Genomic DNA, 16031 nt, shown 5'->3' on the forward strand with positions numbered 1-16031 from the left:
CCATGGCCATGGATCGAGACCACGTGCTGCGTGCCGCCGCCGCCCTCCTCGCCCGGAAATCGACCGCCACGATGGACGAGGTCGCCCGGGCCGCGGGCATCGGCCGCGCCACCCTGCACCGTCACTTCGCCGGCCGGGACGCGCTCGTCAGGGCCTTGGAACAGCTGGGCATCCAGGAGTTCGAAGCGGCGATCGACCGGGCGCGTCTCGACGAGGACGGCGCCGGCGAGGCCCTGCGCCGGCTGATCAGCGAGACGCAGCCGGCCGCGGACCTGCTGGCCTTCCTCTACACCGAGAACCAGCTCTTCGAGGGCGACGAGATCAACGAGGGCTGGGCCCGGCTCGACGCCCGCGTCTCCGACCTGTTCCGGCGCGGACAGAACGAGGGCGAGTTCCGCATCGACCTGACACCGGCCTGGCTGACGGAGGCGCTCTACGCCCTCGTCGGCTCCTGCGCCTGGGCCGTCATGGACGGCCGCGTCGCCAAGAAGGACTTCCAGCACATGACCGCCGAGCTGCTGCTCGGCGGAGCACTACGGAGAGTGGATCAATGAGCAGCACCGTCCAGCCCGCGACCGGGACGGACGAGACCGTGTACCGCCCCGGCCGCTGGCTGGCCCTCGCGGTCCTGGTCCTCGCCGTCCTGCTGGTGGCCGTCGACGCCACTGTGCTCGGCCTCGCCACCCCGTTCCTCAGCGAGGACCTGGCACCGACCGGCACCCAGCTGCTGTGGATCGGCGACGTCTACTCGTTCGTCATCGCCGGCCTGCTCGTGTCCATGGGCAGCCTCGGCGACCGCATCGGGCGCAAGAAGCTGCTGCTGACAGGAGCCGTCGCCTTCGGCGCCGTGTCGGTGCTCAACGCGTACGCCACCAGCCCGGAAATGATGATCCTCGCGCGGGCACTGCTCGGGGTCGCCGGCGCGACCCTGATGCCCTCCACGCTGGCACTGATCCGCAACATCTTCCACGACCCCAGGGAACGCAGTTTCGCCATCGGTATCTGGGGCGCCACGGCGTCCGCGGGTGCGGCGGTGGGCCCCGTCGTCGGCGGACTGCTGCTGGAGCACTTCTGGTGGGGCTCCGTCTTCCTGATCAACCTGCCCGTGATGGCGGTCCTCGTCGTCGTCGGCGTCAAGCTCCTGCCGGAGTCGAAGAACCCGGTCGCCGGCCCGTGGGACCTGCTCAGCGTGGCGCTGTCCCTCGTCGGCATGGTCGCCGTTGTCTACGCCGTCAAGGAGGCCGCCACGCACGGGGCGAGCTGGGCAGCGGGCGCGGCGGCGCTCGTGGGCGCCGCCGGCCTGTACGGCTTCTACCGTCGGCAGCTCACCCTGAGCGCGCCCCTGCTCGACATGCGGCTGTTCCGGCACCGCGGGTTCTCGGGCGCGGTGCTCGCCGACCTGCTGACCATCCTCGGCCTGTCGGGTCTCGTGTTCTTCCTGTCCCAGTTCCTGCAACTGGTCCAGGGGCGCGCGCCGTTCGAGGCGGGACTCGCCGAACTGCCTGCCGCGATCGGCGCGGTGGCGACCGGGCTGGTCGCGGGCAGGGCCGCCCGCCGGTTCTCGGTTCGTTCCGTCGTCGCCGGCGGCCTGGCCGCCGTCGGACTCTCCCTCGCCGTGCTGACGCTCCTCACCGGGTCGACCGGCTACCCGCTGCTCGGCGCCGCGCTGCTGATCGTCGGCGCGGGCGCGGGCTTCTCGTTCACGGTCACCGCGGACGTCATCCTCTCCAGCGTTCCCAAGGAACAGGCCGGAGCCGCCTCCGCGGTCTCGGAGACGGCGTACGAGCTGGGCGCTGCGCTCGGCATCGCGCTGCTGGGCTCGATCGTCACCGGCGTCTACCGCGCCTTCACCGCGCCGGACGGTACGCCGCCGGACGTGGCCGCGGCCGCCCACGAGTCGCTCGGCGGCGCGGTCGAGGCCTCGGCCTCGCTCCCGCCGGCCCGCGCGGAAGCCCTGGTCACGGCGGCGCAGGAGGCGTTCACCGAGGGCCTGCGGATGGCGGCGGGGGTCGGAGCGGTCGTGCTGCTCACCACGGCGGTGGCGGCGTGGTTCCTGCTGAGGGGCCAGAAGCTGGCGGAGGACGTCGAGCACTGACGGGCTGTGGGGGCGGGGGTGGCCGCTCGCGAGCTTGTCCCCTGCCCGCTCCCTCGATCGCCGGCGGGGCTTGAATGCCTCCGTCGGCGAGGCCGGTTACGCGGAGCGAAATCCAGCCCGTCCGGGGGCACCTCCCACGCCGCCAGGCCGTAGGGAGGGTTTGAGGAGACCGCCGAAGGCGGGACGGGTCCGGGGTCTGCCCCGGTTCCGTGCAGGGGCGGGGGCGGGGTGGGGAAACGGCCCCGCGCAGCGGCTTACGCTTACGCCGCCTTCGCCTTGGTCGCGTACATGTCCACGTACTCCTGCCCCGACAGCCGCATGACCTCCGACATCACCGAATCCGTCACCGCCCGCAGTACATAGCGGTCACGGTCCATCCCCTCGTAGCGCGAGAACTCCATCGGCTCGCCGAAGCGGAGCGTGACCCGGCCGGGCCGGGGCAGGCCCGCGCCGCCGGGCTGGAGCTTGTCGGTGCCGATGACGGCGAAGGGGACCACCGGCGCGCCGGTCATCAGTGTGAGGCGGGCGATGCCGGTACGGCCGCGGTAGAGGCGGCCGTCGGGAGAGCGGGTGCCCTCGGGGTAGATGCCGAAGATCTTGCCCTCCTCCAGCACCCGGCGACCGGTCATCAGCGCGGCCACACCGCCGTTGGCGCCGTCCCGGTCGACCGGGATCATGCCGCAGCCGGTGAAGAACCAGGCCATGGCGCGGCCCTTGATGCCCTTGCCCGTGACGTACTCGTCCTTGCCGATGAAGTACACCGGGCGGTCGCAGACCAGCGGCAGGATCATGGAGTCGATGAAGGTGAGATGGTTCCCGGCGAGAATCACGGCCCCCGTCCCGGGGATGTTCTCCGCCCCTTCCACACGCGGGCGGAACATCAGGCGCAGGATCGGCCCGAGCACTGCCTTGATGAGCGTCAAGCGGGACAACGGGTCCTCCGGTGTCATGGGACGGGCGGTTATGACCGGTGAAGTCTTTGCAGGTGAGGACGATACTCGCGGGTCACCCTCTGTCGCACATCGGGTTCACCGAGGAGATACGCAGTGTTGACGTGTGTTTCCGCCGTGTTCGTGCAGGGTCTGCCGCAGGTAAGAGGTAACTGCCTACCATCGGGCGTCGCTTGGCAGGTGCGGGACATCACACGCGGTACACCACATGGAGGAACGTTTCATGACACAGGGTGCGAGCAGCAGTCCGGCGCGTCGGAGCGTGCTGGGAGCCGCGGTCCTCACCACCGCGGCCCTCGGGGCCGGCGTGGGCGCGGCGCAGGCGGGTGAGCGCACCGACGGCGTCCGCACGTCCGGCAAGGACCGGGGTGGCCTGCCCGTTCCCACCGTGATCGCCCACCGCGGCGCCAGCGGATACCGCCCCGAGCACACCATCGGCGCGTACCAGTTCGCCCTCGACATGGGTGCGCACGTCATCGAGCAGGACCTGGTGCCCACGAAGGACGGGCACCTTGTATGCCGTCACGAGAACGACATCACGGGCACGACCGACGTCGCCGCGCACCCCGAGTTCGCCTCTCGCCGGACCACCAAGTCGGTCGACGGAGTCAGCCTGACCGGCTGGTTCACCGAGGACTTCACGCTGGCCGAGCTGAAGACGCTGCGCGCCAAGGAGCGGATCCCTGGCACCCGCCAGGAGAACACCCTCTACGACGGCCGCTGGACGGTGCCCACCTTCGAGGAGGTGCTGCAGTGGGCCGAGAAGGAGGGGCGCCGCCGCGGCCGCCCGGTGTGGCTCTACGTCGAGACCAAGCACCCCACCTACTTCCGGAGCATCGGCCTCGGTTCGGAGGAGCGGCTGGCGAAGCTGCTGCGCCGGTACGGGCGGCACCGCGCGAACTCCCCGACGTTCCTCCAGTCCTTCGAGCCGACGAGCATGGAACGCATGGCCCGGCTGGTGAGCACTCCGCGTGTCGTCCTGCTGTGGACCCCGGACGACCGCCCGTGGGACTTCCGCCAGTCGGGCGACCCGCGCACGGTGGCCGACCTGGTCCAGCCGGACGGCCTGGAGTGGATCGCGGGCTTCGCCCAGGGGATCGGCCCGCTGCTGGACCTCGTCATCCCCAAGGACGCGAACGGCCGGCTCACCGAGCCGACGACGCTGGTGCGGGACGCGCACGCGCGGGGCCTGGTCCTGCACCCGTACACGATGCGCAACGAGAACACCTTCCTGCCCGCCGACTTCCGGCGCGGCACCGATCCGAACGCCTACGGCGACGTCTTCGGCGCGTACAAGGCGTACTTCGCTACGGGCATCGACGGCATCTTCACGGACAACCCGGACACCGGCCTGCTGGCCGCCTCCGACTTCACCGCCTGACACCGGCCGTCCGGGGCGTCAACCTCGCGCGGCTGGTGCATGCCGCGCGAGGTTGACGCCCTGTCACGGGCACGGCAGGGGAAGAAGGCGCCGACGGCACCCCCGTACGGGTGATCGGGCCCCCGCCGGGCAACCACGGCCGGGCCCCGGGCCGTCCCGCCCGGCATGACCGTTCTCGAAGAGATCCCCACCTCCGGACAGGTCGTCGGCGCGCTGAAGGCGCTGGTGACCGCGGAGGCGACGGCGGAAGCGCCCGGCGCCGCCATGGAAGCCGGCGACCTCGAACAGGCCGTGTGGGTGCGGCTCCTGGAGCGCCTCGGCGACGGCGGCCCGCCGCCCGACGCCGCCCGCTGGGTCAGGGCCGCCGTACGGGCGGAGGCCCGCCGGGCCCGCCGGACGGCCGCACGCGAACTCCCCTACCGCCACGAGCCCTCTGCCGACCCCGCGGGCGGTCCCGAGCGCGCCGCGCTGCTGGGCGAGCGGCGTCGGGTGCTGCGGGCCGCCGTGGCCCGCACCCCCGGCAACTGCCCCCGCCTGCTGGCTGCGATGTTGTCGCCGCACGACCCCACCTACCGGGAAATCGCAGGGACGTTGGGTATCTCACAAGGAAGTCTGGGGCCGATGCGTTCCCGTTGCCTGGGATGTCTGCGCAGAATGCTGGCGGCAGAGGTTGCAGCTCCTGAACATCGGGGAAAGGAGCGGTAGACAACCGGCGGTGACAGGTGAGCGGGAGGCGTGCGCACATGGGCATGAGCGTGACCATCTCGGCGGCGGCGGAGACCGACGCGGAGAACATCCTCAAGCTGCAGTATCTGTGCTATCAGACCGAGGCCGAGCTCTACGGCGACTACGGCATCGAGCCCCTGACCCAGTCGCTCGCCGACCTCCGCGCCGAGATCACCCAGGGGCCGGCGCTCGTGGCCAGGCTCGGTGACGAGGTGGTCGCCTCCGTGCGCGCCGGCATCGACGCCACCGGGACGGCCCGTATCACCAAGCTCATCGTGCACCCGCGGATGCAGCGCCACGGACTGGGCGGCAGGCTGCTCGACGCGATCGAGGCGCGCTTCGCCGGGGACCCGGCGGCCAAGCGGTTCCAGCTGTTCACCGGCCACCGCAGCGAGAGCAATCTGCGGCTGTACCGCAGCAGGGGATACGTCCCGGTCTCCCGCGAGGAGGTCGGACCGCGGCTGACGCTGGTCACCCTGGAGAAGGAGACCTCCGCCGGCGCGTACGTCGCCAGCGCCTGACGGCTTCCGCTGCGTCCCGCTTCGTCCCGCTGTGGGTCAGGCGCGTGCGCGGCGCAGCCAGAGCATCCCGGTGACGGGAAGCAGCACCGGGATGAAGACGTAGCCCATCCCGTACTCGGACCACACGGTCGAGTCGGGGAACGCCGACGGGTCGAGGACCGTCCACGTCCCGACGATCAGGACGCCCGCCAACTCGGCGGCGCAGCACACCAGTGCCGCCTTGCGGGCCGTCTCGCCGCCCCGCACCAGGGTGTAGGTGATGAACGCGTACACGACGGCGGCGACGGCCGAGAGCACATGAGCGAGCGGTGCGCTGCCGAAGTCGGTGAGGATCTGGTACACGGAGCGGGACACGGCGCCGACGGACATCACGCCGTAGAGCCAGACCAGCAGCAGTCCGGGGCCCGCGACCAGTTTCGCGGGCCTCTTGGCGTCCGTGGTGGGCTCGGCCATCGTCAGCCTCCCCAGATGTCGTGGAGCCGGACCTCGAGCACGGCCAGCACCACCGCGCCGGCCGCCACCGTCGCGGAGCCCCATCGGGTCCGCTCCGCCAGCGAGAGGAAACCGGCCGCCGGTACCGCGAGGGCCGAACCGATCAGGTACGACACAAAGATCGCGGTGCCCTCCGAGGCCTCGTCGCCCTGCGCCAGCCGCACGATTCCCACGACCAGCTGTGCGAGCGCCAGCACCGTCACCACGGCCATGCCGATGAAGTGCCAGTCCTTGGTGGGCTGGTCCTTGTATGCGGCGAAACCGCACCAGGCGGCGAGGGCGAGCGCGGTCACACCGACCGCGACCGTCAGGGCGTCAAGCATGGGCTCGAGGGTATTACGGGCCGAAGGCCGCGATGCGTCCGGCCCCGGGCGGCGGCCGGGAGGGACCTGCCGACGTCGGCACGGTCACGGGCGAGCAGCCGGTGCCGCGACCGTGGTCTTGACCACAGCCGGCGACCGCCACGGGCCCCCGGCCGACGTGCGGGCCTCGGGTGCAGGTGCCTTATCTGTGCAGCTCACGACCGGGGAAGCGGGTATCGCCGGGACCGGAGGCGGGGATCACCGGGGCGGACCGATCCGTCCACATGGTGCAACTCATCTGTCCGCTATGCGGACGGTCCCGCTGTCGTCGTCCGCCCTTCTGTTTTACTTGCAGCCATGACCACGACGAGCAGCCGCACCCTTGCGACCGAGGCGAACACGACGCCCGGTGCTCGCCGCATGTGTCGAATGTGCGCCATCTGAGGGCCCCTGCCTGAGCCTCGCGCCCCGAAGCGAGACCGACAGCCGCGCCGCGTCCGAACGTCCCCGGAGATCTGGAACGCCTCGGACCGAGCCTGCCCCGCGCACGCGTTGCCCCGGCCACCAGCCGAACCAGCCGTGCCGCGTCGGAACCGAAATGCCCCGTGCCCGGCGGACACCTCGCCGTGCACTCGACAGTGACGGATACCCCTGTGATCACCACTACGGGCCTTACCAAGGTCTACCAGTCGCGAGGCGGCCGCGAGGTCACCGCTCTGGACGGCGTCGACCTGCACGTCCGTGAAGGCGAAGTCTTCGGCGTCATCGGTCAGAGCGGCGCCGGCAAGTCCTCGCTGATCCGCTGCGTCAACCTCCTCGAGCGCCCCACCTCCGGCACCGTGACGGTCGCCGGAACGGATCTCACCGCCCTCGCCGGCCGCGGCCGGCGCGCCTCCAAGGAACTGCGCGAGGCACGCAGCCGCATCGGCATGGTCTTCCAGCACTTCAACCTGCTGTCCTCGCGCACCGTCAAGGACAACGTCGAACTGCCCCTGGAGATCCTCGGCGTCCCCGGCGCCCAGCGCTCCCGCAAAGCCCTGGAACTGCTCGACCTGGTCGGTCTCGCCGACAAGGCCAAGGCCTATCCGGGCCAGCTCTCCGGCGGTCAGAAGCAGCGCGTGGGCATCGCCCGTGCCCTCGCCGGTGACCCCAAGGTGCTGCTCTCCGACGAGGCGACCAGCGCCCTCGACCCCGAGACCACCCGCTCGATCCTCCAGCTGCTGCGCGACCTCAACCGGCAGCTCGGCCTCACCGTGCTGCTGATCACGCACGAGATGGACGTCGTCAAGACGATCTGCGACTCGGCGGCGCTGATGAAGAAGGGCAAGATCATCGAATCCGGAACGGTGAGCGAACTGCTCGCCACCCCAGGCTCCGAGCTGGCCCGCGAGCTCTTCCCGGTGGGCGGCGACGCCTCCGGCCCCGGCCGCACCGTCATCGACGTCACCTTCCACGGCGAGGCCGCCACCCAGCCGGTCATCTCCCAGCTCTCGCGCACGTACAACATCGACATCTCGATCCTCGGCGCCGCGATGGACACCGTCGGCGGAAAGCAGATCGGCCGCATGCGCATCGAACTCCCCGGCCGTTACGAGGAGAACGTCGTCCCCGTCGGCTTCCTGCGCGAGCAGGGACTCCAGGTCGAGGTCGTCGGCCCCGGATCCGCGCACGTCCCGGCGCAGCACGCCCCCGAGCCGGTCAAGGAGGTCGCGAAGTGACCTGGTCCGAGATGCAGCCCCTGCTGAGCCAGGGCACCTTCGACACCCTCTACATGGTGCTCTGGTCCACCCTCGTCACCGTCGCCGGCGGCCTGCCGCTCGGCGTGCTCCTAGTCCTCACCGACAAGGGCGGACTGCTGCAGAACACCCCGGTGAACAAGGTCGTCGGCGTGATCGTGAACATCGGCCGCTCGCTGCCGTTCATCATCCTGCTGATCGCGCTGATCCCCTTCACGACGCTCGTCGTCGGCACCTTCATCGGCCCCACCGCGATGATCGTGCCCCTCGCCGTCGGCGCCATCCCCTTCTTCGCGCGCCTCGTCGAGACGGCGATCCGCGAGGTCGACCACGGGCTCGTAGAGGCCGTCCAGTCCATGGGCGGCTCCGTCCCCACCATCGTGCGCAAGGTGCTGCTCCCGCAGGCCCTGCCCTCGCTGGTCTCCGCCGTCACCACCACCGTGATCGTCCTCGTCGGATACTCCGCGATGGCCGGCGCCGTCGGCGGCGAAGGCCTCGGATCCAAGGCCGTCACCTACGGATTCCAGCGCTTCGAGACGCAGTTCATGCTCATCACGGTCGTGATCCTCATCGCCATCGTCACCGTCGTCCAGCTCATCGGCGACGGAGCCGTACGGCTGCTGGCCCGCCGGGGCCGCGCCGCGAGCTGAACCCCCGAACCTTCTCCCCACACAGCCCGCACTCCTTGTCCGGGCGTTGTTCCACCACCAGAAAGAGGCACTCTTCGTGCGTACGAACATCAAGCTCACCGCGGCGACCGCCGCCACCGCCGCGCTCGCCCTCGGTCTCACCGCCTGCGGCACGGCCTCCGACCCGGGAGCCGGCGCGGACAGCGGCGGCAAGGCCGACGAGTCCAAGGCGCTCGTCGTCGCCGCGTCCCCGACGCCGCACGCCGACATCCTGAACTACGTCAAGGACAACCTGGCGAAGAAGGAAGGCCTCACCCTCGAGGTCAAGGAGTTCACGGACTACGTCCTGCCCAACACCGCCACCCAGCAGGGCCAGGTCGACGCCAACTTCTTCCAGCACAAGCCGTACCTGGACGACTTCAACAAGAAGAACAAGACGACCATCGTCCCGGTCGTCGACGTCCACCTCGAGCCCCTCGGCCTCTACTCCAAGAAGGCCAAGGACCTCAAGGACATCAAGGCCGGCCAGACGATCGCCGTCCCCAACGACACCACCAACGAAGGCCGCGCGCTGGCGCTGCTCGCCGACAACGGGCTGATCACCCTGAAGGACGGCGCCGGCACCGACGCCAAGCTGTCCGACATCGCCGACGCCAAGGGCCTGAAGTTCAAGGAGCTCGAGGCGGCGACGCTGCCCCGCGCCCTGAACGACGTCGACGCCGCCGTCATCAACGGCAACTACGCCATCGAGGCCGACCTCAAGCCCGCCCAGGACTCCCTGGCCCTCGAGAAGGCCGAAGGCAACCCGTACGCCAACTTCCTCGCCGTCAAGGAGGGCAACGAGGACGACGCCCGCGTGCGGAAGCTCGCGAAGCTCCTCAACTCGCCCGAGGTGAAGAAGTACATCGAGGACACGTACGACGGTTCCGTCGTCGCCGCCTTCGGCGCCGCGGGCTGAGACCCCCGTGTACCCGTCAAGTGACGCTCGAGGGAAGCCACTTGACTGAGGCCCCGTGCACCTACCAAGGTGCGCGGGGCCGCCTCGTACCGGCACCCGGCCATGCACGGCCCGCACCCGATGTTGCATGCTGTGCCTTTACGGCCAATACGCCGTCAGGTTCGACCCGTATACGACAGTCTTCGGCATGGAGCTGCGCATGACTACCACCTTCCCGGACGTGTCCATCAGCACGGAGCGGTTGGTGCTGCGCCCCTACGAGGAAGCCGACATCGCGGCCCACACCGAGATGATGAACGACGAGATGGTCACCGCCTGGACCTCCGTGCCCCACCCCTACACGGCGGCAGACTCCGAGGCCTGGGTGCGCAGGATCGCTCCTGCAGAGCGCACGGAAGGCCGCGGCATCGTGCTCGCCGTCACCGAGTTCCTCACCCAGCGGCTCGTCGGCGTCGTGCACCTGCAGAACACCGACTGGCGCACCCTCTCCACCGAGGTCTCCTACGTCACGGCCCCCTGGGCGCGCGGCGAGGGCTACGCGACCGAGTCCGTGCTCGCCGTGGCCCGGTGGCTGTTCCGCAACCAGAAGTTCGAGCGCATGGAACTGCGCACCGCCGCCGACAACACCGCCTCCCAGCAGGTGGCACAGAAGATCGGCTGCATCAGCGAAGGCGTCCTGCGCAACGCGTGGATAGCCCGCACCCGGCCCGACGACGGCTCCGGCGCCTGGGTGGACATCCGCACCGACCTGATCGTCTGGAGCCTCCTCCCGGAAGACCTCGAGGCCGACCGGCTCGCGGAGGCGGGCTACGCCTCCTACACCGACTGGAACTGACCTTCCGGGCGGGAACGACGCCCCTCCCGAGGGCAGCCCGACAGGTCCGCCAGGTACCCTCACGTGCGACGCGTACCCGCGGAACTGCTCCGACCTGCGACAACCCCAGGAGACTGACGACGATGGCCGACCGGGTCACGGTGATCGGCTGGGACGGTTCGCCACTCACCCGAGCGGCCAGGTCCGCCCTCTCCGCGGCCACCCTGGTCGCCGGCGCCGCCCATCATCTGGCGCTGCCGGAAGTCCCGCCCGACGCCGAGCGCATCCGCCTCGGCAGCGTCGGCCTCGCCGCCCGGCGGATCGCCGGACACCGCGGCAGCGCCGTCGTCCTCGCCGACGGCGACCCCGGCCTCTTCGGCGTCGTACGCACCCTGCGCGCGCCCGAGTACGGCCTCGAGGTGGAGGTCGTCCCCGCCGTCTCCTCCGTGGCGGCCGCCTTCGCCAGGGCGGGCATGCCGTGGGACGACGCCCAGATCGTCGTCGCACACCGCCGCACGCTGCGCCAGGCCGTCAATGTGTGCCGCGCGCACAGCAAGGTCGCCGTCCTCACCTCCCCGGGCGCCGGCCCCGCCGAACTCGCGCTGCTGCTCGAGGGCATCCATCGCACCTTCGTCATCTGCGAGGAGCTGGGCACCGACCGTGAGCAGGTCACCGTCCTCACCTCCGACAAGGTCGCCGACCACATGTGGCGCGACCCCAACGTCGTCATCGTCATCGGCGGCACCGCCGGCCCCGTCCCTCTCACCGGGACCGGCGGCTGGATCGCCGGACGGGATCCCGGCTACCCCCCGGCCGTACGCGGCTGGGGCCTGCCGCCGACCGAGGCGCCCGCACGCGGCGAGGGCGAGTTCGCCGGCCTGCGGGCCGCCCAGCTGGCCCGGCTCGGCCCACGCACCGGCGACCTCGTGTGGGACATCGGCTCCGGCAGCGGCGCCCTCGCCGCGGAGGCGGGGCGGTTCGGTGCCGCGGTGATCGCCGTCGACAGCGACCCTGAGGCATGCCGCCGCACCGAGGCGGCGGCCCGGCGCCTCGGCGTCCAGCTCCAGGTGGTGCACGGGCGGGCCCCCCACGTTCTCGAGCGGCTCCCCGAGCCCGATGTCGTACGGATCGGCGGCGGGGGAGTGCCGGTCGTCACCGCCGTCGCCGACCGCAGGCCGCAGCGCATCGTCACCCACGCCTCCACCCGGGACGAGGCGGAAGCCATCGGCGCGGCCCTCGCCGCCGGCGGATACAGCGTCGAATGCGCCCTCCTCCAGTCCGTCGAGCTGGACACGTCCGACTGGTCGGAACGTGAACGCTGCGTGGTCTTCCTGCTGTGCGGAAGGCAGCCCGACCCTCGGCCCCGGCCCCCTCGACGGACGGGCCGGGGTAGGCTGGCCGATTGTTGTACCGCAGCCGGACGTTCGTCGCTTCGTTCGTCAATGTCCGGAAAAGGGAGCCACTTTGGTTCCCGTATGTGGTACGTCGATACCGGGGGGTCGCGCGACGTGGCGCAGCCCACAGCGAACCGCGGCGGATCTTGCTGCCGCAGTGGCGAACGACCGCGACAATGCTTTGGTCCGTGGGTCGATCGTGCCGCGCGGCGCACACGCTCGTTCTTGTTCAAGGGCGTCAGGTGTGCCGCTGTCGGACGCCCCGGGCGAAGGGCGAAGGAGCAACCGATGGGCGAGGGGTACGCGCATGACTGACACCGGCCAGATCCCGGGCGAGGGGCTGCCGGAGGACGCAGGCATGGTGGAGCAGCCGGGCGTCCCCGCTCCCGGCACGTACACCTTCCTCGAACCCTCCGAGAACAGCCCGGAAGAGGACGACCTCCTGCTGATGCCCGGCGCGCAGGGGGCGTGGAGCGATTCGCATCAGCCCGCGCCCGCAGCCCAGGCGGCGCCCGTCGCCGACCAGTACGCGGGCGCGCCCGCACCGGTGACGACGCACCACGACGCGGCGACGCAGCACCACAGCGGCGAGTACCAGGTGGACTACGCCGCCGCCGGTTACCCGGCACAGGACTACGCGGCCGCCCCGGCCGTGCACCAGGTCGAGCAGGCCGCGCCCGCCCCGGCCGGTACGGCGTACGCGGAGGAGCCGGCGGTGCAGAATGCCGCAGCACCGGCGCCGGCGTTCGTCGACGTGACCCCGGCGGCCCAGGCGGCCGACGCCGCCCTGCCGCAGGAGCCGCAGTTCCACGAGGTCCGCTCGGCGGAGCCGCAGGAACAGGGTTTCCAGCCCCACGACCCCCAGCAGGCCCAGGCGGTTGCCGCGCAGGAGCCTTTGGCGCAGGTGCAGGGCACCATGTCCGTCGTCCCCGGCGTGGCTCCGGCGGACGCCGAGGCCGTCGCGGGCGAGCCGGTCTCCGCCGCCGCCCATGCGGCCCCGGTCACGCAGGAGGCGCCGGCCGCACAGCAGGAACAGGCCCCCGCGGCGCAGGAGAGCGGTGCCCACGAGGCGGGCGGCCGTGATTCCGGGGCCGTGGACCTCGGCGCCGTACGGACTCCGGCCGCCGCCACCTCGGCCATGCCGACGCCCGCACGCAGGCCGCTCCACATGGGTCCGCCCGTGCCCGACCAGTCGAGCGGCGTGGTCCGTTCGCTCGCCGATCGCGGCCCGGCCGGTACGCCGCCGCACCCGATGGTCGTCCGCTCGGCTGCGGCCCAGTCCGCCGCCACCGGCGTGGAGTACCTCGACGTGCCGCGTGAGCCCGCCGCCGAGCTGCCCGGACCGCAGCTCGGTGAGATCCCTCCGCAGGCCGGGGCCCCGTGGGACCCGCAGCCGCAGCAGCACCAGACGCCCGTCGCCGCGCCGGCGGCCCCCGCAGAAACGGTCGTCCCGTCGGACGCGGCGACCGGACCGGCCGACGTGGAAGCCACCGTGCCCGCGCCCCGGACCGGCGACTTCGAGCAACAGCCCGCCGCGGAGGCGGAGCAGGCCGTGGCGCCCGAGCCCGCCGAGCCGCAGCAGCAGGCCGAGGCCGAGGTCGCGAACCAGGCCGTCGTGCAGGAGCCCGCACCCGGGTCCGCCGAGCCCGCCGCGTTCGAGGCCGCCGTGCAGGAAGCCGTGACGGAGCCGGTCGCCGAGCAGCTTGCCGTCGAGCCGGCGATCGAGCCCGCGGTCGCCGAGCAGGAGCAGGCCGTGGCTCCCGAGGCCCCGCAGGCCCCGGCGCCCGCAGTCGTGTCCGAGCCCGAGCAGGTGGCCGTCGCGCCCGAGGCGGTCGAGCCCGCCGAAGCCGCCGTGCAAGCGGTGCCGGCCGAGACGGGTGTCCCGTCCGCGGAGGCCGCGACGGTGCCGGTCGAGGCACCGGAGACCGGCGACGGCCCCGCCCCGGCCGTCCCGGCCGCCCCGGCCGAGGAAGCCGCCACCGCACCGGCCGCCGAAGCCCCTCAGGACGAAGCTCTTCCGACCGAGGCCCCTCAGGTCGAAGCCCTTCCGACCGAAGCCCTTCCGACCCAAGCCCCTCAGGCCGACGTCCCGCAGGAGCAAACTCCGCAGGAGCAAGGTCCGCAGGCCCAGGCCCCTCGGACCGACGTCCCGCAGGAGGAAGCGCCGCAGGACGACGTGAGCCCCGCCCCGGTGGACGCTGCCCCGTCGGCGCAGTCCGTCGCGGACGACGCCGCCCCGGCCGGAGCGGGCGCGCCCGAGGAGGGCGGGTCGCCCGAGCCGCAGCCCGCCGCGTCGGCCCCCGCCCCGGGTTACGACGACGCCGAACGTGAAGCCGTCCTGCGCGTGATGCGCGAACGCCGCGACATCCGCAACGGCTTCCGCAGCGACCCCATCCCGCACGAGGTCCTCCTCCGGGTCCTCGAAGCGGCGCACACCGCGCCCAGCGTCGGCCACTCCCAGCCCTGGGACTTCGTCGTCATCCGCTCCGCGGAGACCCGCCGCACCATGCACGAACTGGCGCAGCGTCAGCGTGAGGCGTACGCCAAGTCGCTGCCCAAGGGCCGGGCCAAGCAGTTCAAGGAACTGAAGATCGAGGCCATCCTCGACACCCCGGTGAACATCGTCGTCACCGCCGACCCCACCCGCGGCGGCCGCCACACCCTCGGCCGGCACACCCAGCCGCAGATGGCGCCCTACTCGTCCGCCCTGGCCGTGGAGAACCTGTGGCTCGCGGCCCGCGCAGAGGGCCTCGGCGTGGGCTGGGTCTCCTTCTTCGACGAGCGCGAGATGGTGCGCACGCTCGGTCTGCCCGAGCACCTCGAGGTCGTCGCCTACCTCTGCGTGGGGTACGTCGACGAGTTCCCGGAGGAGCCCGAGCTGATGCAGGCGGGCTGGTCCAAGCGCCGCCCCCTGTCCTGGGTCGTGCACGAGGAGACGTACGGACGCCGTGCGCTGCCCGGGGAGGAGCCGCACGACCTGCTCCAGGAGACCGTCACCAACATCCGCCCGCTCGACGCCAAGGCGCTCGGCGAGGCCTGGGAACGCCAGAAGCGGATGACGAAGCCCTCCGGTGCACTGGGCATGCTGGAGATCATCTCCGCGCAGCTCTCCGGCCTCTCCCGGATGTGCCCGCCGCCGATCCCCGAGCCCGCGGCCGTCGCCATCTTCGCCGGCGACCACGGGGTGCACGCCCAGGGCGTCACCGCCTGGCCGCAGGAGGTCACGGGCCAGATGGTGGCCAACTTCCTCGGCGGCGGGGCGGTCTGCAACGCCTTCGCGAACCAGGTCGGCGCCGAGGTCTGCGTCATCGACGTCGGCGTGGCCTCCGACCTGCCGGCCACCCCCGGTCTGCTGCCGCGCAAGGTGCGGCCCGGCACCGCCGACTTCACCACCGGTCCCGCCCTGACCCGCGAGGATGTCCTCTCCGCGATCGAGGTCGGCATCGAGACCGCCCGCGACCTGGTGGCCGCCGGCAACAAGGCGCTGCTGACCGGTGAGATGGGCATCGCCAACACCACCGCGTCCGCGGCCCTCATCTCCGTCTACACGGGCGCCGACCCGTCGGAGATCACCGGGCGCGGCACCGGCATCAACGACGAGATGCACGCCCGCAAGGTCGACGTCGTCCGCCGTGCCCTCGAGCTCCACCAGCCCGACCCGGCGGACCCGATCGGCGTCCTGGCTGCCGTCGGCGGCCTCGAGCACTGCGCGCTCGTCGGACTGATCCTCGGCGGCGCCTCCCTGCGGACCCCGGTCATCCTCGACGGCGTCAGCACAGGCGCGGCGGCCCTGGTCGCCCGCGCCGTCGCACCGGAAGCGCTGGCTGCCTGCATCGCGGGCCACCGCAGTGCGGAGCCCGGCCATGTGGCGGCGCTCAACAAGCTGGGTCTGCGCCCCCTGGTCGACCTGGACCTCCGCCTCGGCGAGGGCACCGGCGCCCTGCTGGCGCTCCCGGTGGTCCAGAGCGCCGCCCGCGCGATGCACGAGGTGGCGACGTTCGACTCTGCAGGCGTCACGGAGAAGTAGTCCGGG

At 71.9% G+C, this 16031-nt stretch carries 13 protein-coding genes and 1 pseudogene; 11 read left to right on the top strand and 3 right to left on the bottom strand.

Annotation, left to right across the window (positions count from 1 at the left end; translation table 11 throughout):
• The first annotated feature begins 2 nt into the window (after positions 1 to 2).
• Together GLX30_RS28825 and GLX30_RS28830 are read left to right on the top strand one after the other, a co-directional pair.
• The gene (locus GLX30_RS28825; RefSeq protein ID WP_159693760.1) at positions 3 to 554 is read left to right on the top strand and encodes a TetR/AcrR family transcriptional regulator; all 552 of its coding nucleotides are present in this window, start codon (positions 3 to 5) and stop codon (positions 552 to 554) included.
• Positions 551 to 2095, top strand: a complete 1545-nt coding sequence (locus GLX30_RS28830; protein ID WP_159693762.1) for an MFS transporter — start codon at positions 551 to 553, stop codon at positions 2093 to 2095. The genes GLX30_RS28825 and GLX30_RS28830 overlap by 4 nt, the downstream gene beginning before the upstream one ends.
• A 260-nt stretch (positions 2096 to 2355) precedes the next feature.
• Here GLX30_RS28830 and GLX30_RS28835 read toward each other — a convergent pair whose 3' ends face one another.
• On the bottom strand, positions 2356 to 3045 hold the full coding sequence (locus tag GLX30_RS28835; protein WP_208545507.1) for a lysophospholipid acyltransferase family protein: 690 nt from the start codon (positions 3043 to 3045) through the stop codon (positions 2356 to 2358).
• 223 nt (positions 3046 to 3268) lie between these two features.
• Here GLX30_RS28835 and GLX30_RS28840 point away from each other — a divergent pair, with 223 nt between their 5' ends.
• From GLX30_RS28840 to GLX30_RS28850, 3 genes are all read left to right on the top strand, one after another.
• A complete protein-coding gene (locus GLX30_RS28840) occupies positions 3269 to 4426 on the top strand; it encodes a glycerophosphodiester phosphodiesterase (RefSeq protein ID WP_159693766.1) in 1158 nt (385 codons plus the stop codon).
• A gap of 165 nt (positions 4427 to 4591) precedes the next feature.
• Positions 4592 to 5131, top strand: a complete 540-nt coding sequence (locus GLX30_RS28845) for a sigma-70 family RNA polymerase sigma factor (protein ID WP_159693768.1) — start codon at positions 4592 to 4594, stop codon at positions 5129 to 5131.
• A 38-nt stretch (positions 5132 to 5169) separates the two neighbouring features.
• Entirely contained in the window at positions 5170 to 5673 is a 504-nt protein-coding gene (locus GLX30_RS28850; protein ID WP_159693769.1) for a GNAT family N-acetyltransferase, read from the top strand.
• Positions 5674 to 5709: 36 nt separating this feature from the next.
• Here the strand turns inward: GLX30_RS28850 and GLX30_RS28855 are convergent, their stop codons facing one another.
• Both GLX30_RS28855 and GLX30_RS28860 read right to left on the bottom strand, forming a co-directional pair.
• Positions 5710 to 6126, bottom strand: a complete 417-nt coding sequence (locus GLX30_RS28855; RefSeq protein WP_159693770.1) for a hypothetical protein — start codon at positions 6124 to 6126, stop codon at positions 5710 to 5712.
• Positions 6127 to 6128: 2 nt separating this feature from the next.
• Complete coding sequence (locus GLX30_RS28860) at positions 6129 to 6488, bottom strand: hypothetical protein (RefSeq protein ID WP_159693771.1); 360 nt, start codon at positions 6486 to 6488, stop codon at positions 6129 to 6131.
• Positions 6489 to 7120: 632 nt separating this feature from the next.
• Here GLX30_RS28860 and GLX30_RS28865 point away from each other — a divergent pair.
• The 6 genes and pseudogenes from GLX30_RS28865 (at position 7121) to cobT (ending at position 16025) form a co-directional block, all read left to right on the top strand.
• Positions 7121 to 8185, top strand: a complete 1065-nt coding sequence (locus GLX30_RS28865) for an ATP-binding cassette domain-containing protein (RefSeq protein ID WP_167306875.1) — start codon at positions 7121 to 7123, stop codon at positions 8183 to 8185.
• A complete protein-coding gene (locus GLX30_RS28870) occupies positions 8182 to 8853 on the top strand; it encodes a methionine ABC transporter permease (RefSeq protein ID WP_159693773.1) in 672 nt (223 codons plus the stop codon). The genes GLX30_RS28865 and GLX30_RS28870 overlap by 4 nt, the downstream gene beginning before the upstream one ends.
• Positions 8854 to 8929: 76 nt before the next feature.
• Positions 8930 to 9790: a MetQ/NlpA family ABC transporter substrate-binding protein gene (locus GLX30_RS28875; protein ID WP_159693774.1), complete on the top strand. Its 861-nt coding sequence runs from the start codon at positions 8930 to 8932 to the stop codon at positions 9788 to 9790.
• Positions 9791 to 9977: 187 nt separating this feature from the next.
• A complete protein-coding gene (locus GLX30_RS28880; protein WP_208545508.1) occupies positions 9978 to 10625 on the top strand; it encodes a GNAT family N-acetyltransferase in 648 nt (215 codons plus the stop codon).
• 122 nt (positions 10626 to 10747) lie between these two features.
• A pseudogene (gene cbiE, locus GLX30_RS28885) lies at positions 10748 to 11941 on the top strand (precorrin-6y C5,15-methyltransferase (decarboxylating) subunit CbiE); the annotation flags it as partial.
• A 364-nt stretch (positions 11942 to 12305) separates the two neighbouring features.
• Positions 12306 to 16025 carry a nicotinate-nucleotide--dimethylbenzimidazole phosphoribosyltransferase gene (gene cobT / locus GLX30_RS28890; protein ID WP_159693776.1) on the top strand — a complete coding sequence of 1240 codons (3720 nt, stop codon included), beginning with the start codon at positions 12306 to 12308 and terminating at the stop codon, positions 16023 to 16025.
• Positions 16026 to 16031 lie beyond the last annotated feature (6 nt).

It is taken from the genome of Streptomyces sp. Tu 2975, assembly GCF_009832925.1.
Taxonomy (GTDB): domain Bacteria; phylum Actinomycetota; class Actinomycetes; order Streptomycetales; family Streptomycetaceae; genus Streptomyces.